General features: G+C 68.6%; 17 protein-coding genes. 12 read left to right on the forward strand and 5 right to left on the reverse strand.

Annotated features, from left to right (window positions below):
* The first annotated feature begins 49 nt into the window (after positions 1 to 49).
* The 5 genes from ACY466_RS14885 to ACY466_RS14905 all read left to right on the forward strand — a co-directional run bounded on the left by ACY466_RS14885 (position 50) and on the right by ACY466_RS14905 (position 9604).
* A complete protein-coding gene (locus tag ACY466_RS14885) occupies positions 50 to 1759 on the forward strand; it encodes an ABC transporter ATP-binding protein (RefSeq protein ID WP_463246164.1) in 1710 nt (569 codons plus the stop codon).
* Positions 1756 to 3510, forward strand: a complete 1755-nt coding sequence (locus ACY466_RS14890) for an ABC transporter ATP-binding protein (protein WP_463246165.1) — start codon at positions 1756 to 1758, stop codon at positions 3508 to 3510. Before ACY466_RS14885 ends, ACY466_RS14890 begins: the two co-directional genes overlap by 4 nt.
* Positions 3511 to 3606: 96 nt before the next feature.
* Positions 3607 to 8154, forward strand: coding sequence for an EAL domain-containing protein (locus ACY466_RS14895; protein ID WP_463246167.1), 4548 nt, complete (start codon positions 3607 to 3609; stop codon positions 8152 to 8154).
* Between the two features lie 9 nt (positions 8155 to 8163).
* Positions 8164 to 8766 carry a pentapeptide repeat-containing protein gene (locus tag ACY466_RS14900; protein ID WP_463246169.1) on the forward strand — a complete coding sequence of 201 codons (603 nt, stop codon included), beginning with the start codon at positions 8164 to 8166 and terminating at the stop codon, positions 8764 to 8766.
* Between the two features lie 148 nt (positions 8767 to 8914).
* On the forward strand, positions 8915 to 9604 hold the full coding sequence (locus tag ACY466_RS14905; RefSeq protein WP_463252310.1) for a YoaK family protein: 690 nt from the start codon (positions 8915 to 8917) through the stop codon (positions 9602 to 9604).
* Between the two features lie 135 nt (positions 9605 to 9739).
* Here ACY466_RS14905 and ACY466_RS14910 read toward each other — a convergent pair whose 3' ends face one another.
* Entirely contained in the window at positions 9740 to 9943 is a 204-nt protein-coding gene (locus tag ACY466_RS14910; protein ID WP_463246171.1) for a hypothetical protein, read from the reverse strand.
* A gap of 100 nt (positions 9944 to 10043) precedes the next feature.
* On the opposite strand from ACY466_RS14910, the gene ACY466_RS14915 reads away from it, so the two are divergent.
* On the forward strand, positions 10044 to 10433 hold the full coding sequence (locus tag ACY466_RS14915; protein WP_463246173.1) for a DUF1304 domain-containing protein: 390 nt from the start codon (positions 10044 to 10046) through the stop codon (positions 10431 to 10433).
* A 9-nt stretch (positions 10434 to 10442) separates the two neighbouring features.
* Here the strand turns inward: ACY466_RS14915 and ACY466_RS14920 are convergent, their stop codons facing one another.
* Positions 10443 to 11342 carry a hydroxymethylglutaryl-CoA lyase gene (locus tag ACY466_RS14920; RefSeq protein ID WP_463246175.1) on the reverse strand — a complete coding sequence of 300 codons (900 nt, stop codon included), beginning with the start codon at positions 11340 to 11342 and terminating at the stop codon, positions 10443 to 10445.
* A 137-nt stretch (positions 11343 to 11479) separates the two neighbouring features.
* On the opposite strand from ACY466_RS14920, the gene ACY466_RS14925 reads away from it, so the two are divergent.
* Genes ACY466_RS14925 through ACY466_RS14945 form a run of 5 tightly spaced genes read left to right on the forward strand, consistent with a single transcriptional unit; the run spans position 11480 to position 17997 of the window.
* Entirely contained in the window at positions 11480 to 12157 is a 678-nt protein-coding gene (locus ACY466_RS14925) for a GntR family transcriptional regulator (protein ID WP_463246177.1), read from the forward strand.
* Positions 12154 to 13356 carry a CaiB/BaiF CoA transferase family protein gene (locus ACY466_RS14930; RefSeq protein WP_463246179.1) on the forward strand — a complete coding sequence of 401 codons (1203 nt, stop codon included), beginning with the start codon at positions 12154 to 12156 and terminating at the stop codon, positions 13354 to 13356. Before ACY466_RS14925 ends, ACY466_RS14930 begins: the two co-directional genes overlap by 4 nt.
* Positions 13357 to 13397: 41 nt before the next feature.
* On the forward strand, positions 13398 to 15455 hold the full coding sequence (locus tag ACY466_RS14935; protein WP_463246182.1) for a hydantoinase/oxoprolinase family protein: 2058 nt from the start codon (positions 13398 to 13400) through the stop codon (positions 15453 to 15455).
* A 38-nt stretch (positions 15456 to 15493) separates the two neighbouring features.
* Complete coding sequence (locus ACY466_RS14940) at positions 15494 to 17380, forward strand: hydantoinase B/oxoprolinase family protein (RefSeq protein WP_463246184.1); 1887 nt, start codon at positions 15494 to 15496, stop codon at positions 17378 to 17380.
* Positions 17377 to 17997: an isochorismatase family protein gene (locus tag ACY466_RS14945; protein ID WP_463246186.1), complete on the forward strand. Its 621-nt coding sequence runs from the start codon at positions 17377 to 17379 to the stop codon at positions 17995 to 17997. Before ACY466_RS14940 ends, ACY466_RS14945 begins: the two co-directional genes overlap by 4 nt.
* A 69-nt stretch (positions 17998 to 18066) precedes the next feature.
* Here the strand turns inward: ACY466_RS14945 and ACY466_RS14950 are convergent, their stop codons facing one another.
* Positions 18067 to 18738, reverse strand: a complete 672-nt coding sequence (locus ACY466_RS14950) for a hypothetical protein (protein WP_463246188.1) — start codon at positions 18736 to 18738, stop codon at positions 18067 to 18069.
* A gap of 253 nt (positions 18739 to 18991) precedes the next feature.
* On the opposite strand from ACY466_RS14950, the gene ACY466_RS14955 reads away from it, so the two are divergent.
* Positions 18992 to 19699: a GAF domain-containing protein gene (locus ACY466_RS14955; RefSeq protein ID WP_463246190.1), complete on the forward strand. Its 708-nt coding sequence runs from the start codon at positions 18992 to 18994 to the stop codon at positions 19697 to 19699.
* A gap of 1 nt (position 19700) precedes the next feature.
* Here ACY466_RS14955 and ACY466_RS14960 read toward each other — a convergent pair whose 3' ends face one another.
* Both ACY466_RS14960 and ACY466_RS14965 read right to left on the reverse strand, forming a co-directional pair.
* On the reverse strand, positions 19701 to 20318 hold the full coding sequence (locus ACY466_RS14960; protein ID WP_463246192.1) for a vitamin K epoxide reductase family protein: 618 nt from the start codon (positions 20316 to 20318) through the stop codon (positions 19701 to 19703).
* On the reverse strand, positions 20305 to 21849 hold the full coding sequence (locus tag ACY466_RS14965; protein WP_463246194.1) for an AMP-binding protein: 1545 nt from the start codon (positions 21847 to 21849) through the stop codon (positions 20305 to 20307). The genes ACY466_RS14960 and ACY466_RS14965 overlap by 14 nt, the downstream gene beginning before the upstream one ends.
* Positions 21850 to 21937: the final 88 nt, after the last annotated feature.

Here is a 21937-nt window from a genome sequence, read left to right on the forward strand (position 1 = left end):
GTCCGGAGCGACACGCATCACACTCGCGCGCGTGAGTTAGGGTCCCCTGATGCGATCAGGCGACCTGTCCACCGGCACCGCCGTGCTCGGCCGGACCGTCCGCCGACAACGTGCGCGGCTGGCCGGATCGTCGCTGCTGTTCTGCGTGCACCAGTTCTGCGAGACGATGGTCCCCGTCGCCATCGGTCTCATCGTGGCTCGGGCGATCGCCACCGGTGACGGACGTGCGATGGTCCTCTCGCTGGTGGGGCTGGCCGCGCTGTTCGTGGTGCTCTCGTTCGCCTACCGCATCGGCGCACGCATCATCGTCGTCGCGATCGAGCGCGAGGCGCACCTGATGCGCGTCGAGGTCGCCGGCCGGGTCCTGGATCCGAGAGGAGTCCGGACGGAACTCGGGGCGGGCGAGATGCTCACGGTGAGCACGACCGACGCGGAGAAGACCTCGTGGATTCTGGACGTCATCGCGCGCGTACTGGCCGCCGGCACCGCGCTGATCGTGGCCGCGGTGGCCCTGCTGGTGATCGACGTGCCGCTGGGATTGGCCGTGCTGATCGGAACACCGGTCATCCTGCTTCTCCTGCAGCTGTCCGCGCCGCTGCTCACCCGCCGGGCCACCGAGCAGCAGACGCGGGTGGCCGCCGTGTCCGGCATGGCGACCGACCTGGTGAGCGGGGTGCGCCCGCTGCGCGGACTCGGCGCCGAGGACGCGGCGGCCGAGCGCTTCCGCACCGCGAGTCGGTCCGCGCTGACCGCCACCCTGACCGTGGTGCGCGCCAACAGCGTCTATCTGGGCGTCGCCGCCACGGTGAGCGCGCTGCTGTCGGTCGGTATCGCCGGCGCCGCGGGTTACTTCGCGCTGCAGGGCCGCATCTCGATCGGTGAGCTCATCACCGTCGTGGGACTCTCGCAGTTCATCATCGAACCACTCGGATCGCTCTCGCGCCTGCCCGGCGTCGCCGCGGTGGTGCGCGGCTCCGCGGATCGGCTCGCCCTGGTCCTGGGGGCCCCGCACGTACTGGGGGTCGGCTCGGGCCAGGCGCCGACCGCGACGGACGTGCGGGTCCGCGGCGTCCGGTACCGGTCCCTCGAGTCCGTCGATCTGACTCTGACTCCGGGTGAGCTCGTCGGCGTCGTCGCCTACCGCCCGCAGGACGCGGAGGCGCTGGCCGCGCTGCTGTCCGGACACGTCTCCCCCGACGACTACACGGGAACCGTCGAGATCGGCGGAATCGGCACCGCCCGGTTGGGGCCGACCGAGGTGCGGCGCACCGTTCTGGTCGAGCCCCACGACACCGATCTGTTCGCGGGCACGCTGCGCAGCAACGTGACCGCGACGTCCGACCTCGACGAGGAGCGGCTCGTGTCGATCCTGCACGCATCCGCGGCCACGGACGTCGCCGAGCTGCACGAGGAGGGGCTGGACGCCGTCGTCACCGATCGGGGGGCGAGCCTCTCGGGCGGCCAGCGTCAGCGGGTGGCCCTCGCCCGGGCGCTGTCGACGGGAAGTCCGGTTCTGGTGCTGCACGATCCCACCACCGCCGTCGACGCCGTCACCGAGCACGCCATCGCGCAGGGCATCGACGGGTTGCGGCACGCCGATTCCTCGGCGCACACCACCGTCGTCATCACCACCAGTCCCGCCCTGCTGGCCGCCACGCACCGAGTGGTGGTGATCGACGACGGCCGCGTCGTCGCCGACGGCACGCACCACGAACTCGCGGCCGACGACTCCCGCTATCGGGACTCGGTGCTCCGATGACCGCCGCGACACCCGAGATCCTGCCGATCGCCACGGCGGGTCGATCCTGGCGATTCCTCGGTGCCGAACTCCGAGCCCGCCGCGTTCCCGCGGCGCTCACCCTGATCGTCGGCGCGGTGGCCGCCGCCACGGCGCTGGTCCCCATCTACGTGTTCGGGATCCTGGTCGATCGTGTCGGCGAGGGCGCACCGGCCTCGACGATCCTCGGTGTGGTCGCGGTGATCACGGTGGCCGCCGTGATCGGCGGGGTGTTCACGGCCGTCGCGTCGTACCTCATCGGCCGGCTGGGCGAGTCCATCCTCGCGTCGCTGCGCGAACGGGTGCTCGCCCGATCGCTGCACCTGCCCACGAGCACTCTCGAACGCGTCGGCAAGGGCGATCTGCTCTCGCGTGTCGGGGACGACGTCGCCGTGATGGCCAAGTCCATCGGCGAGGTGGTGCCCAACATCCTGGCGGCCGTGCTACTGGTGGTGATGTCGATGATCGCGATGCTCGGCCTGGATTGGCGACTCGGGCTGGCCGGCATGGTCGCCCTCCCGCTCTACGCGATGGCGTTGCACTGGTACCTGCCCAAGTCCGCCCCTCTCTACGCCGCGGAGCGCGTGGCCTTGGGTGAGCGCTCCCAGGCCCTGATCAGCAGCATGCAGGGCTCCCGCACCGTCCGGGCGTACGGCCTCGAGGACCGCCATCTGAACCGGATCGACGCCGCGTCGGGACGTGCGCGCGACATCGCGATCACCGTCTTCCGGCTGTTCACCCGGTTCGGATCCCGCAGCAACCGGGCCGAGTGCATCGGGCTCTCGGTCATCCTCGCGGTCGGCTTCCTGCTCGTGCGGGACGATGCCGTGACCGTCGGGCAGACGACGGCGGCCGCACTGCTGTTCCACCGGCTCTTCAACCCCATCGGCATGTTGATGTACTCGTTCGACGACGTGCAGTCGGCCGGTGCCTCCCTGGCACGCCTGGTCGGCGTGGTCGACATTCCCGACGATCGCGCGGTGGGCACCGGCGCCCGGCCGACCGATTCGGGGCTCGAGGTCAGCGGCCTCCGGCACTCCTACGACGGCCGTCACGACGTGTTGCACGGGATCGATCTACGGATCGAGCCGGGCCGGACCGTCGCACTCGTCGGTTCCACCGGCGCGGGGAAATCCACCCTGGCGGCGATCGCCGCCGGATCGACGTCACCGACGGCGGGCACGGTCCGCGTCGGTGGCGTCTCCCTGGCCGATCTCGGTTCTCGCGGCCTGCGCCGCCACGTGGCCATCGTCAGCCAGGAGGTCCACGTGTTCAGCGGCACCCTCGCCGACGACCTTCGACTCGCCGCGCCCGACGCCGACGACAGCGCCCTCGTGGCCGCCCTGACCACCGTCGGCGCGGCGTCGTGGGTGGCCGGTCTGAGCGACGGCCTCGACACCGTCGTCGGGGAGAGCGGGCACGATCTGACCGCCGCACAGTCGCAGCAACTCGCCCTGGCTCGTCTGGTCCTGGCCGATCCGTCCGTGGCCGTGCTCGACGAGGCGACCGCCGAGGCCGGCAGCGCCGGAGCGCGCGAACTCGAGGACGCGGCGGCCGCCGCGACCCGCGGCCGCACCACCCTCGTCGTCGCGCATCGGCTCACCCAGGCGGCGAGGGCGGATCGCGTCGTGGTGCTCGAACACGGCCGGATCCTCGAGCAGGGGACGCACGGCGAACTCCTGGCCGCGGGAGGCCGGTACGCCGAACTGTGGTCCGCCTGGGCCACTCGCTGAATCGGCGGTCCGAAACAGACCCGTCGGCCTATCCACCGAAGATGCGAGACCGTTTCGTGGTTAGGTGGGGCGACTCCGGCCAGAGAGGTCTGTTGCATGACAGGACCCGACGACGATGCGTCCGCGTTCCGCATCATCGGCGTGGGAAGCTCGGCCGGCGGGCTGGATGCGCTGTCGAAGTTGCTCGCACCCGCCCGTGCCGATCTTCCGTGGTGCTTCGTGGTCGCTCAACATCTCGACCAGTCCCACGACACCGCGCTCGTCGACCTTCTCGCGCGAACCACGCGGCTGAAGGTCGTCGCCGCCGAGGACGGGACCACGGTGGAACCCGGTACCGTCTACGTCACCCTTCAGGGCACCGACATCACGGTCGAGGGCACCACCCTGCGTCTGCCCGCGGGCGACGAGGACCGTCGACCCTGGCCCGACATCGACCGGCTCATGATGTCGCTGGCCGAGTCCCACGGAACACGCGCCGTCGGCGTGGTGCTGTCCGGAACCGGAGACGACGGCGCCTCCGGCGTCGAAGCCCTGCGCGCGGCCGGTGCGGTGGTCGCCGTCCAGGACCCGACCACCGCGACGTACTCGCACATGCCGGGCAGCGCGTTCGCCACCGGATCCGTCGATCTCTCGGTGACCGCGGAAACCATCGCCGAGCATCTCGAACGCCTGCTGTTCGGTCCGAATCGCGCGTCGGATCCCGCCGTTGCCGACCAGGTGGACCCGGATCACCTGGATTTCGGCGACGTGACCGACACCCAGATCAGCGATCTCGACAGCATCATTCTGAGCATGTACAAGTCGACGGGTATCGACTTCTCCGGGTACAAGCGGTCCACCCTGCACCGTCAGGTGGTGAGGCGCCGCCGCATCACCGACACCTCCCCGCTGGAGTACGCCCACCTCGTGGCGCGCAGTGCCACCGAGGCGGACAGCCTGGGCCGGGCCGTGTTGATCAGCGTCACCTCGTTCTTCCGTGACCTCCGGGTGTGGGACGCCGTCGCCGCCCACGTGCGCTCCATCGTCGACGCCCTCGAACCGGGCGCAGCCCTACGCCTCTGGGTCCCGGGGTGCGCCAGTGGCGAGGAGGCCTACACCCTGGCCATGGTCGCCGCCGACGCGTTGACGCAGGCCGGAGTCCACGACGTCACGACCCACCTCAAGGTCTTCGCGACCGATCTCGACGAGGCCGCCCTCGCCGTCGCGCGCCGGGGGCGCTACACCGAAGCAGCCGTCGCGGCCGTGCCCGAGCGTCTGCGGGACCGATGGTTCGACCGCATCGGTTCCGAATTCGCCGTGTCACCCGAACTGCGTGAGTGCATCGTCATCGCACGACACAACGTCGCCTTCGATCCGCCCTTCCCCCGCATCCACCTGGTCTCGCTCCGCAACACGTTGATCTACTTCGAGCCGAGCCTGCAGGAGCGCGTTCTGCACCTCCTGCACTACTCGTTGGTGCCGGGTGGATCCGTCGTACTCGGTCAGTCCGAACGCATCCCCCACATCGACGCCGTGTTCACCACAGTCGACCACCCCAACCGCATCTACCGCCGCGGCGAGAGCGCCCGCCCTCCGTCGCTCTCGGTGAGCCGCTATCTCAATCCGATCAAGGTCGCGGGCAGCGACGCGGTCTCGCGACCCGCCGAGGACGAGACCGATGCCGCGCGCGTTCCCTACCGGCGGGTCCTGCAGGCCGTCGCACCGCCGACGCTGGTGCTGGACGAGCGAGATCTGCTGATCGAGATCATCGGGGACGTGAGCCGCTGGTGTGCGGTGTCCGAGGGTCGCCAGACCGGCGCGGTGTCCGAGGTGCTGCGCGAGCCCTTTCGCGTCGTGGTGCGCACCATGCTCGGACAGCTCCATCACGGCGGCGCGGCGGAGGTGCGTCGAGTGGTCTCCGACGAGGATTCCACCGTCGACATCACCGTGGCGGGGCTCCCCGGCGAGCAGTCGCAACGCTCGATGGTCGTGTTCCGCGCCGTCGAGGGCCCCGCCGAGGACCGGCCCGTCACACACGTTCCCGGCGCGGTGCCGGCCGACGTGGCGGCCGAACTCGACGAGGCGCAACGTGCCCTCGAGCTGATCGTGCACGACCTCAGTACCTCCAACGAGGAACTGCAGGCGATGAACGAGGAACTGCAGGCGTCCTCGGAGGAACTGCAGGCGACGGGCGAGGAGGCGCAGGCGGCCAACGAGGAACTCGAGGCCACCAACGAGGAACTCACGACGCTCAATCAGGAACTGCAGGAGCGAACGAACGAAGCCCTGCGCGTCAACACCGACCTGCTCAACATCCAGCTGTCGCTGACCAGTGGGCTGGTCATCGTGGACCGCGAATTGAAGGTCACCCGCTTCACCCCGTTGGCGGTGCGCCTGTTCTCGCTGATCGACTCCGATCACGGGCGGCCGCTGCTCGCCGTCCCCACGACCGTGCCGATCGACGGTCTTCGCGACGACCTTCTGAACACGCTGCACAACCGCACGCCGCAGATGCGAGAACTGCACGCCGGCAACTCCGATCATCTGTTGCAGACGCAGCCGTACGTCGGCGCCGACGGCGACGTGCAGGGCGTGATCGTGGTGGTCACCGACGTCAGCGACGTGAGTGCGGCCCGACGTGCTCGGGATCGGGCCCTGCGCAACCTCGAGATCACCACCGACTCCATCCGCGAACTCGTCTGGCAACGCGACCCGGACGGTGGCCTCACCTTCGTCAACTCGCGGATCGAGGACCTCTACGGTCTCGACCGCGGACAGGTGCTCGCGGATCCGTCGCTGCTGCTGTCCGCCGTCCATCCCGAGGACCGCGACCGAGTTGCCACCGTGTACGCCGGCACGCGGCGCGACTGGTGGATGGAGTACCGGATCCGGCGACCGGACGGCACGATTCGGTGGATCGACGAGTCGGCCCACTCCGTCCCCGGCGAGGGCCGGGACCGCGCGATGATCGTCGGCAGCGCCGTCGACGTCACCGATCGCCACCGCCTCGAGGGCGTCGCGAACGAGCGCGAGGAAGTCCTCCGGGCGCTCCTGCGGACGGCCACCGCGGGCATCGTGGTGCTCGACGCCGACGACCGTATCCTCGGGGTCAGTGCGGGTTTCGCGCTGTTGACCCGGTACGACGCCGCTGCACTGATCGGCACTCCGCTCGCCATGATGCTCAGCCGCGTGCCGAACGAGCGTCCGGACGCCGCCGAGGACTGGACCGTCGTCGACTCGGACGGGGTGTCGAGGCCGGTGACGATCGAGTTCCAGGACGTCGCCGCCGCCGACGGCTCCGACAGCTCCGACACCGCGTCCCATCGTGTCGCCGTCGTCTACGACATCTCGCGCATGCGCCGGATCAGCGCCGATCTCTCGGCCAAGGAGCAGTTCGACCAGCAGACCGGGCTGCTCACCCGGCAGTTCTTCCGTTCGACCACGGTGGACATCATCGCCACCGATGTCGCCGGCGTCGCGGCCCTGTGGATCGATCTCGACGGTTTCAAGGAGCTCAACGATCGCTTCGGACACCGCGCCGGCGATGTCGTGCTGGCCACCGTGGCCAGCCGGTTGCGCCGAGCGGCACGTCGCCACGACATCGTGGGCCGCCTCGGCGGCGACGAGTTCGCGATCCTCGTGACCCGCCACGAAGATCTCGACGGTCTCGAGCTGCTGGCTCATCGGGTCCTCGCTGCGATTCGGGAACCCATCGCGCTTCCGGACTCGTTGGCCTACCTCGCCGCATCGATCGGGATCGCCGTCTACCCCGCCGACGCCGCCACCGCGGACGAACTGCTGCACAACGCCGACACCGCGATGTACGCGGCGAAGAAGAACGGCCGCGACCGCCACATGTACTTCGCGTCGGTGATGAACGAGGCGGCCGACGAACGTGCCGCGATTCGCCACCAACTCGGCGAGGCGGTCCGCAACCGCGACTTCGAACTGCACTACCAGCCCATCCTCGACGTGCGGACCGGGGAGGTCACCATCGTCGAGGCCCTCGTGCGGTGGCGTCGCGACGGCGAGATCGTCTCCGCCGCACAGTTCATCGACCACGCCGTGCAGACCGGCCAACTCCGCGCCCTGGGAAAGATCGTGCTGTCCCTGCTCGACGACGATCTGACGGCGCTCCACGAAGCGTTCGGCGATGCGAGACCGGATGTGGCGGTGAATCTCTCTGCCGCCGAGCTCGACGAGCGAGAGATCATCGACTGGTTGCTGGTGTGGTCGCCCGCCGGCGGTTTCGGCAAGCTCGTCGTGGAGGTCACCGAATCCGTCCTTCTGGACGACACCGGACGCGCACGGGACACGCTCGCGGTGCTCAGCCGCTTCGGCGCCCGGATCAGCATCGACGATTTCGGCACCGGATACTCCAACCTGGAGCTGCTGGATCGGCTCGAGCCCTCCATCATCAAGGTCGATCGATCCCTGCTGAACCGCTCGCTCGGCAGCGAACGCGGCGGCAACATCCTGCGGGCGGCCGTCCAACTCGGGCACGCGCTCGACGCCGAGATCGTCATCGAGGGTGTCGAGGACGTCGACGGCCTGGATCGGGTACACGACGTCGGCGCGGAGATGGCGCAGGGGTATCACCTGGGTCGTCCGATGCCACTGTCCGCCTTGATCGCTCGCCTCTCGAATTCCGACGACCGGGAATAGGCTCGGGCGGTGAGTGATCAGGAAGAGTTCGAGGGTCGGAGTTTCGACGAGATCGATGCGCACGGGCAGACGTGGTCGGGACGCACGTACACCTCCTGCAGCTTCGTCGACGCCGATCTGAGCGGACTGACCACCGAGAACGTGGTGTTCACGGACTGCACCTTCGCGGGGGCGGATCTCACCGACTCGGTACACCGCGGTTCCGCTTTCCGTACCTGCGATTTTCGGCGGACCCGCTTGTGGCAGAGCACCTTCCGTCACTCGTCGTTCCTGGGTTCGACCATCGCGGATTCGCGGTTGCGTCCCGCCACGTTCGACGAGGTCGATTTCACCCTCACCTCGCTCGGCGGCCTGGACCTGCGTGAGGTGGATCTGTCGAACTGTCGGCTGCGCGAGGCCAACCTCGTCGGTACCGACCTCCGCAAGGCGATCCTGCGGGGCGCGGACTTCACCGGAGCGCGCACCGCCGGACTGAAACTCGACGGCGCCGACCTTCGCGGAAGCGCGATGGACGCCACCTTCTGGACGTCCGCCCGCCTGGCGGGCGCGACCATCGACACCATGCAGGCCCTGGCGTGCGTGCACGCCCAGGGCCTGATCGTGGCCGAGTAACAACGGCGTTCGCCTCGGAGGTGATGTTTCCCACGAAAATGGCTGTGAAGATGCAACTTTCGGATCAGCAGGTAGAAACGCACGAGTGGGGATCTTCAGAAAGACCAAAGTTGTCATCGATTCCGGGGTCACGACGACCATCGACGTGATCGCGGACGTCACCGTCGGCGCACACAGGGAGACGTCGGAGACAAGGCTGTCGAGCGTGCTGGCCGCGCTGGCCGGGTTCGTGGGCGCAGCCGCGTTCATCCATTCGACCGGATACTTCGTGACCTTCATGACCGGCAACACGGAGCGAGCGGTGCTCGGCTACTTCCACGGCGATCCGTTCATGGCCGTCGCCGCACTCATCCTGATCTCCGTGTTCATCCTCGGCGTGGTCGTCGCGTCGCTGTGTCGGCGACATCTGTGGAAGAACCATCCGAACGGCGCCACCAACCTCACCACCCTCGCGTTGCTGATCGCCACTCTCACCGACATCTCGTCGTCCGGTACGTTCAACACCACACTCGGCATCGTGCCGATCTCGTTCGTGTCCTTCGCGATGGGCGCACTCAACACGTCCTTCGTCAAGAACGGCGAGGTATCCGTTCCGCTCAGCTACGTCACCGGAACGGTGGTCAAACTCGGCCAGGGAATCGAACGCCACATCAGCGGCGGCACCCGGTCGGAATGGAGTGGATACGCCATTCTCTACGCATCGTTCATCGCCGGCGGTGCCGCGGGTGGCGTGGTGGGACTCCTCATCGGCGGCGGCTGGATGCTCCTCGCGGCGGCCATGGTCGCCGGGGCCGCGAGCATCTACACCTACCGGCGGGACATCGCCGCGGCGGAGTGACGGGCCGGGCCGGCGCGCATCACCGCCCCCCATCACCCTCCAACATCACCGGCCCCCGCGCACCCTCCAGCATCTCGCGCACCGTGCACGGTGCGCGTCTCACTGGAGGGTGCGCGAGACGTGCGCCCGGCCCGATCAGCGACGCGACCGCGCCGACCGTCGGGCCCGCACCGACTCGACCACCCACGCGACACCGACGCCCACTGCCACGGCGATGGCCCACCGCACCGGCATCGGGGTGTCGAGCGCGGCGTCGAGAACGATGTTGACCACGATCGCCACGACGCACGGAACCACGAAGACGATGATGCGGGACCGGGATACCTCGTCGCTCGCCATGGCGTGCACGGTAGCAACGCGTCGTTCCCGGGTCACCCCACGGATCGCCGCGACCTGGTATCACTGGTGCGGTCGGACGCACACGCATCACGGGAGTGACATGGATAGCTTCGCCTTGCTGTTCGCGGGACTGGCCGCGGCTCTGCACGTGGCGATCTTCTACATGGAGTCGTTGGCGTGGGACGGCCGCCAGGCGCGCGCGACGTTCGGTCCGGCGACGGCGCAGGAGGTCGAGGTGACGCGCGAGTTCGCCTTCAATCAGGGGTTCTACAACCTGTTTCTCGCGATCGTGACCGTCGTGGGCATCGTGCTGGTCGCGGCGGATCGGTCGGCCGCCGGATGGTCGCTGGTTCTCGCCGGCGTCGGCTCCATGCTGGCCGCCGCCATCGTGCTGTTCGTGTCCAACGTCCCCAAGCGGCAGGCCGCGATCAAGCAGGGGGTCCTGCCGCTGGTCGCGGTCGCCGGCTCCGTCGTCGCCCTCGTGGCCTGACCCGACGCTCTATCCGGCGGGGGGAAAGCCGCCCGCTCGGCCGAGCAGGGCGGGGACGCGCGTGTCCAGAACCCCGGCCAGCCAGTCGGCGGCGTCGACGAGTGTCCGCAGATCGACCCCGGTCTCGACGTCCGACCGGTCCAGGGCGTAGATCAGATCCTCCGACGCGATGTTCCCCGTGGCGGCGGGCGCGAACGGGCAGCCGCCGAAGCCGCCGATGCTCGCGTCAAGCGCGCGGGCGCCGGTCTCCAACGCCGCCAACGCATTCGCGTAGCCGGTGTTCCTCGTGTTGTGGAAGTGCCACCGCTGCGCAATTCCCGGCGCGGCGTCGGTCGCGATCGCGGCGAGCCGATGGACCTGCGCCGGCACTCCGACCCCGATGGTGTCCGCGAGAGCGATCTCCGCAGGTTCGGACGCGGCCACCTCGGCCAGGATGGTGCCCACCAGGGCCGGGTCGACCTCGCCCGTGAACGGGCACCCGAACGAGGCGGCGACGGTGACGGTGCCCGCGACTCCCGCGGCCCGAGCATCGCGCACCACGTCCACGGCCGTCGCGATGCCCTCGGCCACCGAGCACCCCTGATTGCGCCGACTGAACTCCTCACTCGCGACGACCACCACGTTCACCTCGTCCACGCCCGCGGCCAGCGCGCGTTCGAGTCCGCGCCGGTTGAGCACGAGGCCGATGTAGGACACGTCGTCCCGACGCGACACTCCGGCCATCACCTCCTCGGCGCCTGCCATCTGCGGGACGCGCCGGGGATTCACGAAGCTGACGGCCTCGATGCGACGGACTCCGGCCGCGATGCTGCGCTCGATCAACTCGATCTTGTCCTCGACGGACACCAGGGTCTGTTCGTTCTGCAGGCCGTCGCGCGGCCCCACCTCCACGAGGTCCACCGTTGTCATCGGTCCATCCTGCACCGGACGCACATTGCATGCAATGACTCCGATGTAACCGATCATTAACGCCGAAAGTCGAGACACCGACACATCGAAGGCATACGTTGTGAACAATTCCTCCCGACGATCGGATCGAATTCCTCATGACCAGAGCCGTGGATCGCGTGTACTCCCACATTCGGGACGGCATCGTCTCGGGCCGGTACGCGCCTGCCGCCCGCCTCGGCGAGGTGGAGATCGCCGAGTTGACCGAGACCAGCCGGACCCCCGTGCGCGAAGCACTGCGCCGGCTCGAGGTGGAGGGGCTCGTCGAGGTGCTCCCCCATCGTGGAGCGCGGGTCTACCAGTGGACGGCCGAGGACCTCGAGGAGATCTACGACCTCCGCATGACCCTCGAGGGAATGGCCGCCGCCCGCGCCGCGACACGGATCGACGACAAGGACACCGACCGGCTCGACGAGCTGTGCGACCTCATGGAGGACGCGGCAGCCGCCGGGGCGCAGCAACGTCTCGATCTCATGGCGCAGCTCAACGACGAGTTCCACGCCATCGTGCGCGCCGCCGCGGCCAGTGCCCGGCTGATGACGATGCTCGGGGCGGTCATTCAACTCCCCCTGGTGATGCGGACGTTCCATCGCTACGCACCGGTGGACCTCACACGCAGCCACGCCCACCACCGCGACCTGGTCGCGGCCCTGCGGGCCCGCGACGAGGTGTGGGCCGATTCGGTCATGCGCGCTCACGTGCGCGCCGCGAAACACGTTCTTCTGCAGTCTCTCCCGTCCCGAACCTCTGCTGACGACCCCAAGGAGCATTCATGAGCAAGGCATCCGGACCGCTGTCCGATCTACGCGTGGTGGAGATGGGGCAGCTGCTGGCCGGACCGTTCTGCGGACAGTTGCTGGCCGACTTCGGCGCGGAGGTGATCAAGCTCGAACCGCCGGGCACGGGAGATCCCATGCGGCAGTGGGGCCGGGAGAAGGCGCACGGCCGATCGCTGTGGTGGCCGGTGGTGGCGCGCAACAAGAAGTCCGTGACGTGCAATCTTCGCAGCGACGAGGGCCAGGACCTGGCCCGACGCATCATCGGCGACGCGGACATCGTCGTCGAGAACTTCCGCCCGGGCACCTTGGAACGGTGGGGACTGGGGTTCGAGGAGATGCGCGAGATCAATCCGCGTCTGATCATGGCCCGCGTCACCGGGTACGGACAGAACGGACCCTATTCTCCCCGAGCCGGTTTCGGTTCCATCGGCGAGGCCATGGGCGGCATCCGATACGTCACCGGCGACGCCGGCATGCCCCCGTCGCGCACCGGGATCTCGCTCGGTGACTCGCTGGCCGCCGTGTTCGCCACGATCGGCATCCTCACCGCGGTGCACCACCGCGAGAACACCGGCCGCGGTCAGCTCGTCGACTCCGCGATCTACGAGGCGGTGCTGGCGATGATGGAATCGCTGCTCCCGGAATGGGAGATCGGCGGGTATCAGCGCGAACGCACCGGGTCGGTGCTGCCCAACATCGCGCCGAGCAACGTCTACCCCACCAAGGGTGGGGAGATGATCCTGGTCGCCGCCAACCAGGATTCGGTGTTCCGTCGACTGGCCACGGCCATGGACCGCGCCGATCTGATCGACGATCCCCGCTACGGCGACCACGCGTCGCGCGGGGTGAACATGACCGAACTCGACGACACCATCGGCGAGTGGACCGCGGCTCGGGCCACCGACGAGGTCCTCGACGTCCTGCACGAAGCGGGCGTGCCCGCCGGCCGCATCTACACCGCGCGCGACATGTTCTCCGATCCTCACTTCGCCGCCCGCGAGGCCATCGTGCGGCTGGCCCATCCGGACTTCGGGGAGATTCCCATGGCGGGCGTCGTTCCGAAACTGAGCGAGAGCCCGGGATCGGTGAACCATCCGGGACCCGAACTCGGGGAACACAATGCGGACATCTACGGCGGACTGCTCGGTCTGTCCGACACCGAACGGTCCGCGCTCGAGCAACGCGGCGTCATCTGATCACGGCCACACCGGCCCTCACGCACCCACGGGAGAACACCATGCGTTATCGACTCGGAGTCGACGTCGGCGGGACCTTCACCGACGTGCTGCTCCTCGAAGAAACCTCGGGCACCACCTATCGGGCCAAGACCCCGTCGACGCCCGCGGACCAATCCGTCGGTGTGCTCAACGGCGTCGCGCAGGTGTGCGAGGAAGCCGGCATCGACCCCTCGGAGGTCGGACAGGTGCTCCACGGCACCACCGTCGCCACCAACGCCATCCTGGAGGGACGCGGAGCTCGTGTCGGCCTCGTCACCACCGACGGGTTCCGACAGGTACTGCAGATCGCCCGGTCGTACGTCCCCGGCGGGCTCGCCGGGTGGATCATCTGGCCCAAACCCGAACCCCTGGCGAAGCTCGAGCACACCGTCGAGGTGGTGGGCCGACTCGGAGCCGACGGAACCGAGATCACGCCGCTCGACGAGCAGCAGGCACGCACCGAGCTCCGGAAACTTGCGGACGCCGACATCGAGGCCCTGACGATCTCGCTCATCAACGCCTACACCGACGACACCCACGAGAAACAGGTCGCCGCCTGGGCCGAGGAGGAACTGCCCGGCATTCCGATCTCGATCTCGAGCCACGTCCTGCCCGAGATGCGCGAGTACGAGCGCACTTTGACCACCGTCGTCAACAGCTACGTGCAGCCGGAGGTCTCGCGGTACGTGCGCAACCTGGACCGGTCGTTGCAGGACAAGGGGATCACGGCGCCGCTGTCGATCCTGCGCAGCGACGGAGGGCTGGTGCAGTCGGCCAAGGCCGCCGAGGATCCGGTCTCGTTGCTGCTCTCGGGTCCCGCGGGCGGCGTCACCGGCGCCGTGTGGTTCGCCGAGCAGGCCGGGTACTCCGACTTCCTCACCTTCGACATGGGCGGAACGTCCACCGATGTCGCCCTCGTTCTCGGCGGGGAGCCTCGCATCGGGCGCGAGACCAAGGTCGGCGATCTCGCGGTGCGAGCCACGAGCGTCGACGTTCGCACCGTCGGAGCCGGCGGCGGTTCCATCGCGCACGTCCCGGAACTCACCCGGGCGCTCCGGGTCGGGCCCCAATCCGCGGGCGCCGATCCCGGCCCCGCCGCCTACGGGAACGGCGGCACCGAGCCCACCGTCACCGACGCCAACGTGGTCCTGGGCTATCTGCCCCGCGAATTGGCCGGTGGCGCCGTCACTCTCGATGTCGACGCCAGCCGACGCGCCGTCGCTTCCATCGCCGACGCGATGACGCTCGCGAGTCCGGAGGCCGCCGCGTCGGGAATCGTCGACATCGTCAACGAGAACATGTTCGGTGCGCTGCGACTGGTGAGCGTTCAGCAGGGGTACGACCCTCGCGATTTCGCGCTGGTCGCCTTCGGCGGCGCCGGGCCGCTGCACGCCAACGCTCTCGGCCGACTGACCGGGTCGTGGCCCGTGATCGTTCCGCCCTCCCCCGGCGTGCTGTGTGCGTACGGCGACGCCACCACGTGCCTGCGCGACGAGACCGCGCGCACCATGGTCCGCGCGTTCTCCGAGCTGAGCGACGACGAATTGCGTTCGGCGCTGGTCGAACTGGCGGGTGCCGCCGCCGACCGACTGTCCGCCGAGGGTGTCTCGAGCGATCATCAAACGGCGAAATTTCAGGTGGATCTCCGATACCAGGGGCAGGGATTCGAGATTCCCGTCGACCTGGAGGCGACGACGCTGGAGTCCGGAGAACTGCTCGACACCCTGGGCGCGGCGTTCGACGCCGAACACCAGCGTCTCTTCTCCTTCCTGCTGAAGAACGAGCGAGAGGTGATCAACCTGCGCGTGACCGTCAGCGGTCCACGTCCGGAGGTGGCGTTCTCGGCGCTGGACGACGGCGACGCGGATCCGTCGGGCGCGTTCGTCTCGGAATCCACCGTCTGGATGGACGGCGAGCACGTCCCCGCCCGGGTGTACGACCGCTCGAAGCTGCTCGCCGGCAACGTGATCGACGGGCCGGCGGTGATCACCGAGATGGATTCGACCACCCTGGTGCTGTCCGGCCACTCCGCCACCGTGCATTCCAGCGCCAGCCTGCTCATCACACCCCGCTCGTGACCCCGTCGAATCCGATCCGCCGAATCCAGGAGCCCTAGATGGCGACCATCATCGAGACCTCGCAGACCCCGTTCACCACCGTTCCGGTGGACCCCATCACCCTCGACATCATCGAGAACGCCCTCCGCAACGCCCGCACCGAGATGGACGAGGTGCTCTTCCGCACCGCGCTGTCCCCCGGCATCCGCGAACAGCACGACGAGTTTCCGCTCATCGCCGATCCGAGCGGAAAGATGGTCGTCGGACAGTTCGGGCTGTCGGTTCCCGACTTCCTCGACAATTTCGACGGCACCGTCGGGGAGGGCGACATCCTGCTCACCTCCGACCCGTACGCGTGCGGCGCGGCCATCAGTCACGCCAACGACTGGCTGATCGTGCTGCCGATCTTCCACAGCGGCCGCGTCGTCGGCTGGTCGTCGATGTTCGGGCACATGTCGGACGTCGGCGGCAAGACCCCGTCGTCGATGCCCACCGACGCGCACACCATCTTCGAGGAGGGTGTGGTGATCCCGCCCTTCAAGCTCTACGGCGGGGGCGAGCTCAACGAGACCGCGCTGGAGATCATCCTCAACCAGGTCCGCAAACCGGACTGGAACCGCGCGGACCTCAACGGACTCGTCGCGGCGTGCACCACGGCGTCGCGGCGCATCGTCGAACTGTGCGATCGCTTCGGGGTCGACGTGTACCTCTCGGCCCTGGACGCGTTGTTGGAGCGCAACTATCAGGCGATGAAGGTACTTCTCGCGATGCTCTTCGTCGACGGCGAGACCATCGAGTTCAGCGACTTCATCTGCGACGACGGCTGCGGGTACGGACCGTACGAGCTGACGATCGAGCTCACTCGGCACGGCGAGAAGATCCACCTGGATTTCAGCAAGAATGCGCCGCAAGCCGTCGGGCCCATCAACTACTTCATCAACGAGAACCTCGTCCGCATGTTCTTCGGCATCTACGTCATCACGGTCGCGGATCCCCAGATTCTGTGGAACGACGGGTTCTATCCGCTCATCGACGTGACCATTCCCGAGGACTCGTTCTGGAAGCCGCGGTACCCGGCCGCTCTCAACGGCCGCAACCACGGCATCGGCCGCGTCTTCGATCTCTTCGGCGGGCTGCTGGGGAAGAACAATCCGGAGATACTCAACGCGGCCGGGTTCTCGTCTTCCCCGCACTTCATGTACTCCGGCCACTACGACGGCGGACCACGGGACGGCGAATGGTTCCAGCTCTACTCCATCGGCTTCGGCGGCATCCCCGGTCGGCCGATGGGCGACGGACCCGACGGCCATTCGCTGTGGCCGTCGTTCGTCAACATCCCGTGCGAGTACCTCGAGTCCTACTACCCGTTGCGGATCGAGCGGTGGGAGACCGTGACCGACACGGGCGGAGCCGGACTCCACCGCGGCGGGAACGGCGTCGACGTGACGTACTTCTTCGAGCAGCCCGGCACCATCGCCATCCACGACGACCGCTGGCTGACGTACCCGTGGGGAGTCAACGGCGGCACCCCCGGTGCGCGTGGCCGCAAATGGTTGGTTCGCGCGTCGGGTGAGACCGAGATCCTGCCCAGCAAGGTGCACGACGTGGAGGTCCGCACCGGAGACGTCCTGCACTTCGTCACCTGGGGCGGCGGCGGGTGGGGCGACCCACTTCAGCGCGACCCGGAACTCGTCGCCCTCGAAATTCGACGCGGACTGGTCAGCGTCGAGGGCGCCACGAGGTACGGAGTGGTGTGCGACGCGGCCGGCGTGGTGGACGGCGCCGCCACCACCGCTCTGCGCGAGAGCATGGCGGGCGAGCGCGGCGAACTGCCGGTGTTCGACAAGGGCCCGTCGATCGAGGTGTTGCTCGAGCGGTGCGAGGAGGAGACCGGACTGCCGGCTCCGCGGCCGCCGGTGGATGTGCGCAAAGCGGTGCGCGCGTGAGCGACACGCTCGCGAGCTACCAGCAGTCGGGTTTCGCCGGCGATCTGGGGCCGGGGCGCAGCGCGGCGGTGCTGGTGATCGACATCGTCCGCGCGTACCTCGACGACGACTCCCCATTGCGCGCCCCGGTGGAAGACGCCGTCGAGGCGGCGGCGACGCTGGTCGCGGCGGCTCGGGCCACCGGGGTGCCGGTGGTGTTCACGCGGGTCAGCTACCAGCCGGGCGGCGACGACGGTGGACTGTTCAAGCGGAAGATCCCGGCGCTGAGCGTGTTCGACGAGGGATCCCCGCTCGCGGACTTCGTCGAGGACCCGCGGCCGCTTCCCGGCGAGACGGTGGTGACGAAGCAGTACGCGAGCGCGTTCTTCGGCACGTCATTGGCCGCGACGCTCACCGCCCGCGGTGTCGACACGCTGTTCCTGTGTGGGCTCTCCACAAGCGGGTGCATCCGCGCGAGCGCCACCGACGCCCTGCAGCACGGGTTCCGGCCGCTGGTGGTCGCCGACGCGTGCGGAGATCGCGAGCCGGGGATGCACGAGTCGAACCTGCTCGATCTGCGGGCCAAGTACGCCGACGTGCTCGGTCTGGACGAGGCGCTCGCGATGATGCCTCGGTGACAGAAGAATCGTGGACCCCTACGCCCGCTGAGCGGGTGTAGGGGTCCACGATTGTCGGTGCAGGTCGGACTACAGACCGGCCTTGTCCACCTTGCGGTGGAAGCGCATGCCGACGAGACCGCCGAGGAGTGCGCCGACGAGGCTGGCGGCAGCGGCCGCACCGAGGGCGATCAGACCGGCCGTGCCGATGTCGCCGTCCAGCGGGATGGCGGGGAAGGCGTCGAGCTGCTCGAGCACGTTGTATTCCGCGCCGGCCACCAGAGCGACGACCGCGAGGACGATCGCGACGAGGATGGTCCAGATCCACACGGCCAGGCCCTGACGGAGGCCGTTGAAGCGGGCCATGCGGCCGGCCACGTATCCACCGCAGTAGTACGCGATCAACAGCACGACGAGAAGCGTGATGCCGCCGACCAGACCGATGGTCTCGGCGGTCTCCGCGTCCTGGCTGACCACGCCGGTCACCTCGTCCAGCGGTGTGTCGGTGCTCGTACCCACCACGGCACCGGCGGCGGTCAGTGCGGCGACGAGCAGCACCGTCAGGCCGGTGGCGGTGAGCCAACCGAAGAAGGCGGACCCGAACTTCATGCCACCGAACTGCTCCTTCTGACGGGCGGTGATCTCGCGGCGATCGACATGACCGTCGGACGTCAGCGGCGCGGCGGTGGCGTGCGGTGTCGCCGTCGTCCTCGCGTCGACGATGCCGTCGTCCCGGCGCGGTGTGGGTTCGTGAGTACTCATGTCGTGACTGCCCTTCGTGTGCGGAGCGCGGATGGCTCCGAAGCGAAGCGTGGGTGCCCGTACCAGGAGGACGTCAAACCCTCGGGGTACCGACGACCGAGGTGGAGAGGGAAAAGCGACGGAACTTCGAAACGATCACGGTGAGGTGTCACCAGGGTTCGACCGGAGACCGTGGCCCGCCCGCCCGCGCGTTCTGCACGCCGCGTGATGCAATGTGGGGGTGACGACTCCTGCCACCACACCCTCTGCACTCGTGATCGCGAACGCGGTGCGCGGCCTCGCGGGCCTCGACGTCGACGACGACCACGCGGCGGAGCTGATGCAGCGGTTGGTGCGCATCGCCCTGGACTGCATCCCCAGCGCCGATCACTGCGGCATCACCGTCGAACTCGACGGTGTCCCCTTCGCGGCAGCCGCATCGTCCGACACCGTGACCGCCATCGACCTCGAGCAGTACGACGCCGACAACGGCCCGTGCCTGTACGCCGCCCGTCAGGGCGAGGGTGTGCTCGTCGACTGCGTCGCCGGGGATCCCCGCTGGCCGGACTTCGGTGCGGCGGCGCGCGCCACCGGCATCGCGCAGATGATGTGCACTCCGGTCACCGCGTCGGGCCGGGCCATCGGTTCCCTGACTCTGTTCGCCCACGTCCCCCACTCGTTCGACGACGTGGACCGCCAGGTGGTCGCCACCCTGGTCGGCGCCGTCGAGGACGCGCTGCGGCGGCACGACGAGCAACGCGACCTGCTCGCGACCATCGACGGTCTGCGGGAGGCGACGGCGCACCGGGCGCCCATCGAGCAGGCGAAGGGCATTCTGATGGCGCTGCGCGGAATCGACGATGCCGCGGCGTTCGCGGTCCTGTCGACGGAATCGCAGCGCGTCAATCGACGTCTGCGTGACGTGGCGCGCGACTTCGTGGCGTCGGTGTCCGACGCGGTCCCGCCGACGTTCGCGGGCTGACCTAGAAGATCGTCGAGCCGAAGCGCAGCCATACCAGCACTGCGATCACCACGTACCAGGCGGCCACCGGAACCCAGTGGCGGCGCGGCAGAGTGTCCACCACCCGGTTCTCCGCGTGCGGAGTCGAGCGGCTCCACAGCTGCAGGTTCCACAGCGTCACGTACCAGAAGATCGGCACCGTCACCGCCCAGACCACCATGCAGTACGGGCAGAGCGCACCGATCACGTACAGACTCTGCGCGATGAGCCAGTGCACGAAGAGCACGGCTGCGGTGACACCCAGTTGCACCGCGCCCCAGAGCCATCGGTCGAGATGCTGACGCAGGACGAGGGCCACGCCGATCATGGCCACGATCGCGAAGCCACCGACGCCCATGAACGAGTTGGGAAAGCCCAGCACCGCCGCCTGCGGTGACTGCATGACCGATCCACAACTGACGGTGGCGTTGATGTCGCAACTCGGGGTGTAGGCCGGATCGGTTTCGAGCCGGATCTTGTCGACGGTCAACACGGTCGCGGCCGCGAAGCCGAGGAGGCCACCGATCAGCAGCAGCCAGGGCAGAATTCCATCGACGGCCGTGCGCGCCGGTGCGTGCGGGACGGTGTCAGTTGACCTCACGATTCAGACCGCTCCAGTACGGAGTGCGCAGCTTGAACTTCTGCAGTTTTCCGGTTGCGGTGCGGGCGAGTTCACCTCTGAATTCTACCGTCGTCGGCGCTTTGTACCCGGCGAGACGTTCCTTGCACCACGAGATCAGCTCGGCCTCCGTCACTGCCTCGTCCGGCGCGAGGACCACCAGCGCCTTGATGGTCTCGCCCCACTTCTCGCTCGGGACGCCGATCACGGCGACCTCGGCCACCGCCGGGTGCGAGAAGAGGCAGTCCTCGACCTCGATGGACGAGACGTTCTCGCCACCGGTGATGATCACGTCCTTCTTGCGATCGGCGATGGTGAGGTACCCGTCGTCCCCGATGACTCCGCCGTCGCCGGTGTGGAACCACCCGTCCTTGAGCGCGGCGGCCGTCTCGTCGGGCTTGTTCCAGTAGCCCTCCATCACCACGTTCGACCGCGCCAGCACCTCCCCCGATCCCTCGGCCGCCGCGTCCAGCGACACCCGCACCCCGAGGGCGGGGGCGCCGGCCCGGGTGAGCTTGGCCGCGCGCTCCTCCGGGTCGAGGTGATCCCACTCGGCGCGCGTGCGGTTGACCGTCAGCAGGGGCGAGGTCTCGGTCAGACCGTAGATCTGGATGAACTCCCATCCCAGTTCTCGCTCGACGCGGGCGACCGTCTTGGTCGGCGGCGGGGCGCCCGCCATGATGATGCGCACGCGATCGCGGCCCGGGATCTCTCCCTCCCAGGTCTGCGCGGCGTCGAGTACCGCGGCCGCGACGGCGGGCGCGGCGCACATGACCGTCACCCCGTGGTCCCGGACCCGACGCAGGATCTCGGCGCCGTCGATCTTGCGGATGACGATGTGCTTCGCGCCGACCCCGGTCATCGCGAACGGCTGTCCCCACCCGTTCGCGTGGAACATCGGCAGCGTGTGCAGGTAGACGTCGCGATCCCCCGCCGCGGCGTGCATCCCGAACGTCACGGCGTTCACCCAGATGTTGCGGTGCGTGATCTGCACGCCCTTGGGGCGCGCGGTGGTTCCCGAGGTGTAGTTGATGGTCGCCGTCGCGCTCTCGTCCGCGTCCCAGGGCCGCGGAACGGACCCCTCGGCGGCGTACAGATCGGCGTCGTCGCCGAGGACGAATCGGTGCTCGCACTCGACGTCGGCGAGCGATTCCTCGAGTTCCGGATCGATGTAGAGAACTCGCGCGCCGGAGTCCTCGACGATGTAGCGGATCTCGTCGGGGCGCAGGCGAAAGTTGATGGGCACCAACACCCGTCCCCATCCGCTCACCCCGTAGAACGAGGTGAGCAGACGACTCGAATTGTGGCTGACGATGGCGACGCGGTCACCGACCCCGATGCCGAGTTCGTCGAGTCGGGCCGCCTGCCGGCGCGCGAAGTCCGCGATCTGCCCGTAGGTCAGTTCACCCTGGCTCGACGCGACCTGCATGGGCTCGTCGACCACACCGACGCGGTCGGGGTAGACCGTGGCCGCTCGGTCGAGGAAATCGTTGACTGCGAAGGGTACGAACATCGTTCGAGCGTAATGACCCGCAGGCTCGAGCAGACGAGAATCGGACTGTTCCCCGACCGAATCGTGGACCTCCACGCCCGCTCAGCGG

This window comes from Rhodococcus sp. K11/5, from assembly GCF_055193735.1.

Bases quoted from the DNA above. Each gene is read 5' to 3' on its own strand.
- ACY466_RS14885 (WP_463246164.1), top strand. From the start codon at position 50: ATGCGATCAGGCGACCTGTCCACCGGCACCGCCGTGCTCGGCCGGACC.
- ACY466_RS14890 (WP_463246165.1), top strand. From the start codon at position 1,756: ATGACCGCCGCGACACCCGAGATCCTGCCGATCGCCACGGCGGGTCGA.
- ACY466_RS14895 (WP_463246167.1), top strand. From the start codon at position 3,607: ATGACAGGACCCGACGACGATGCGTCCGCGTTCCGCATCATCGGCGTG.
- ACY466_RS14910 (WP_463246171.1), bottom strand. From the start codon at position 9,943: ATGGCGAGCGACGAGGTATCCCGGTCCCGCATCATCGTCTTCGTGGTT.
- ACY466_RS14915 (WP_463246173.1), top strand. From the start codon at position 10,044: ATGGATAGCTTCGCCTTGCTGTTCGCGGGACTGGCCGCGGCTCTGCAC.
- ACY466_RS14920 (WP_463246175.1), bottom strand. From the start codon at position 11,342: ATGACAACGGTGGACCTCGTGGAGGTGGGGCCGCGCGACGGCCTGCAG.
- ACY466_RS14925 (WP_463246177.1), top strand. From the start codon at position 11,480: ATGACCAGAGCCGTGGATCGCGTGTACTCCCACATTCGGGACGGCATC.
- ACY466_RS14930 (WP_463246179.1), top strand. From the start codon at position 12,154: ATGAGCAAGGCATCCGGACCGCTGTCCGATCTACGCGTGGTGGAGATG.
- ACY466_RS14935 (WP_463246182.1), top strand. From the start codon at position 13,398: ATGCGTTATCGACTCGGAGTCGACGTCGGCGGGACCTTCACCGACGTG.
- ACY466_RS14940 (WP_463246184.1), top strand. From the start codon at position 15,494: ATGGCGACCATCATCGAGACCTCGCAGACCCCGTTCACCACCGTTCCG.
- ACY466_RS14950 (WP_463246188.1), bottom strand. From the start codon at position 18,738: ATGAGTACTCACGAACCCACACCGCGCCGGGACGACGGCATCGTCGAC.
- ACY466_RS14965 (WP_463246194.1), bottom strand. From the start codon at position 21,849: ATGTTCGTACCCTTCGCAGTCAACGATTTCCTCGACCGAGCGGCCACG.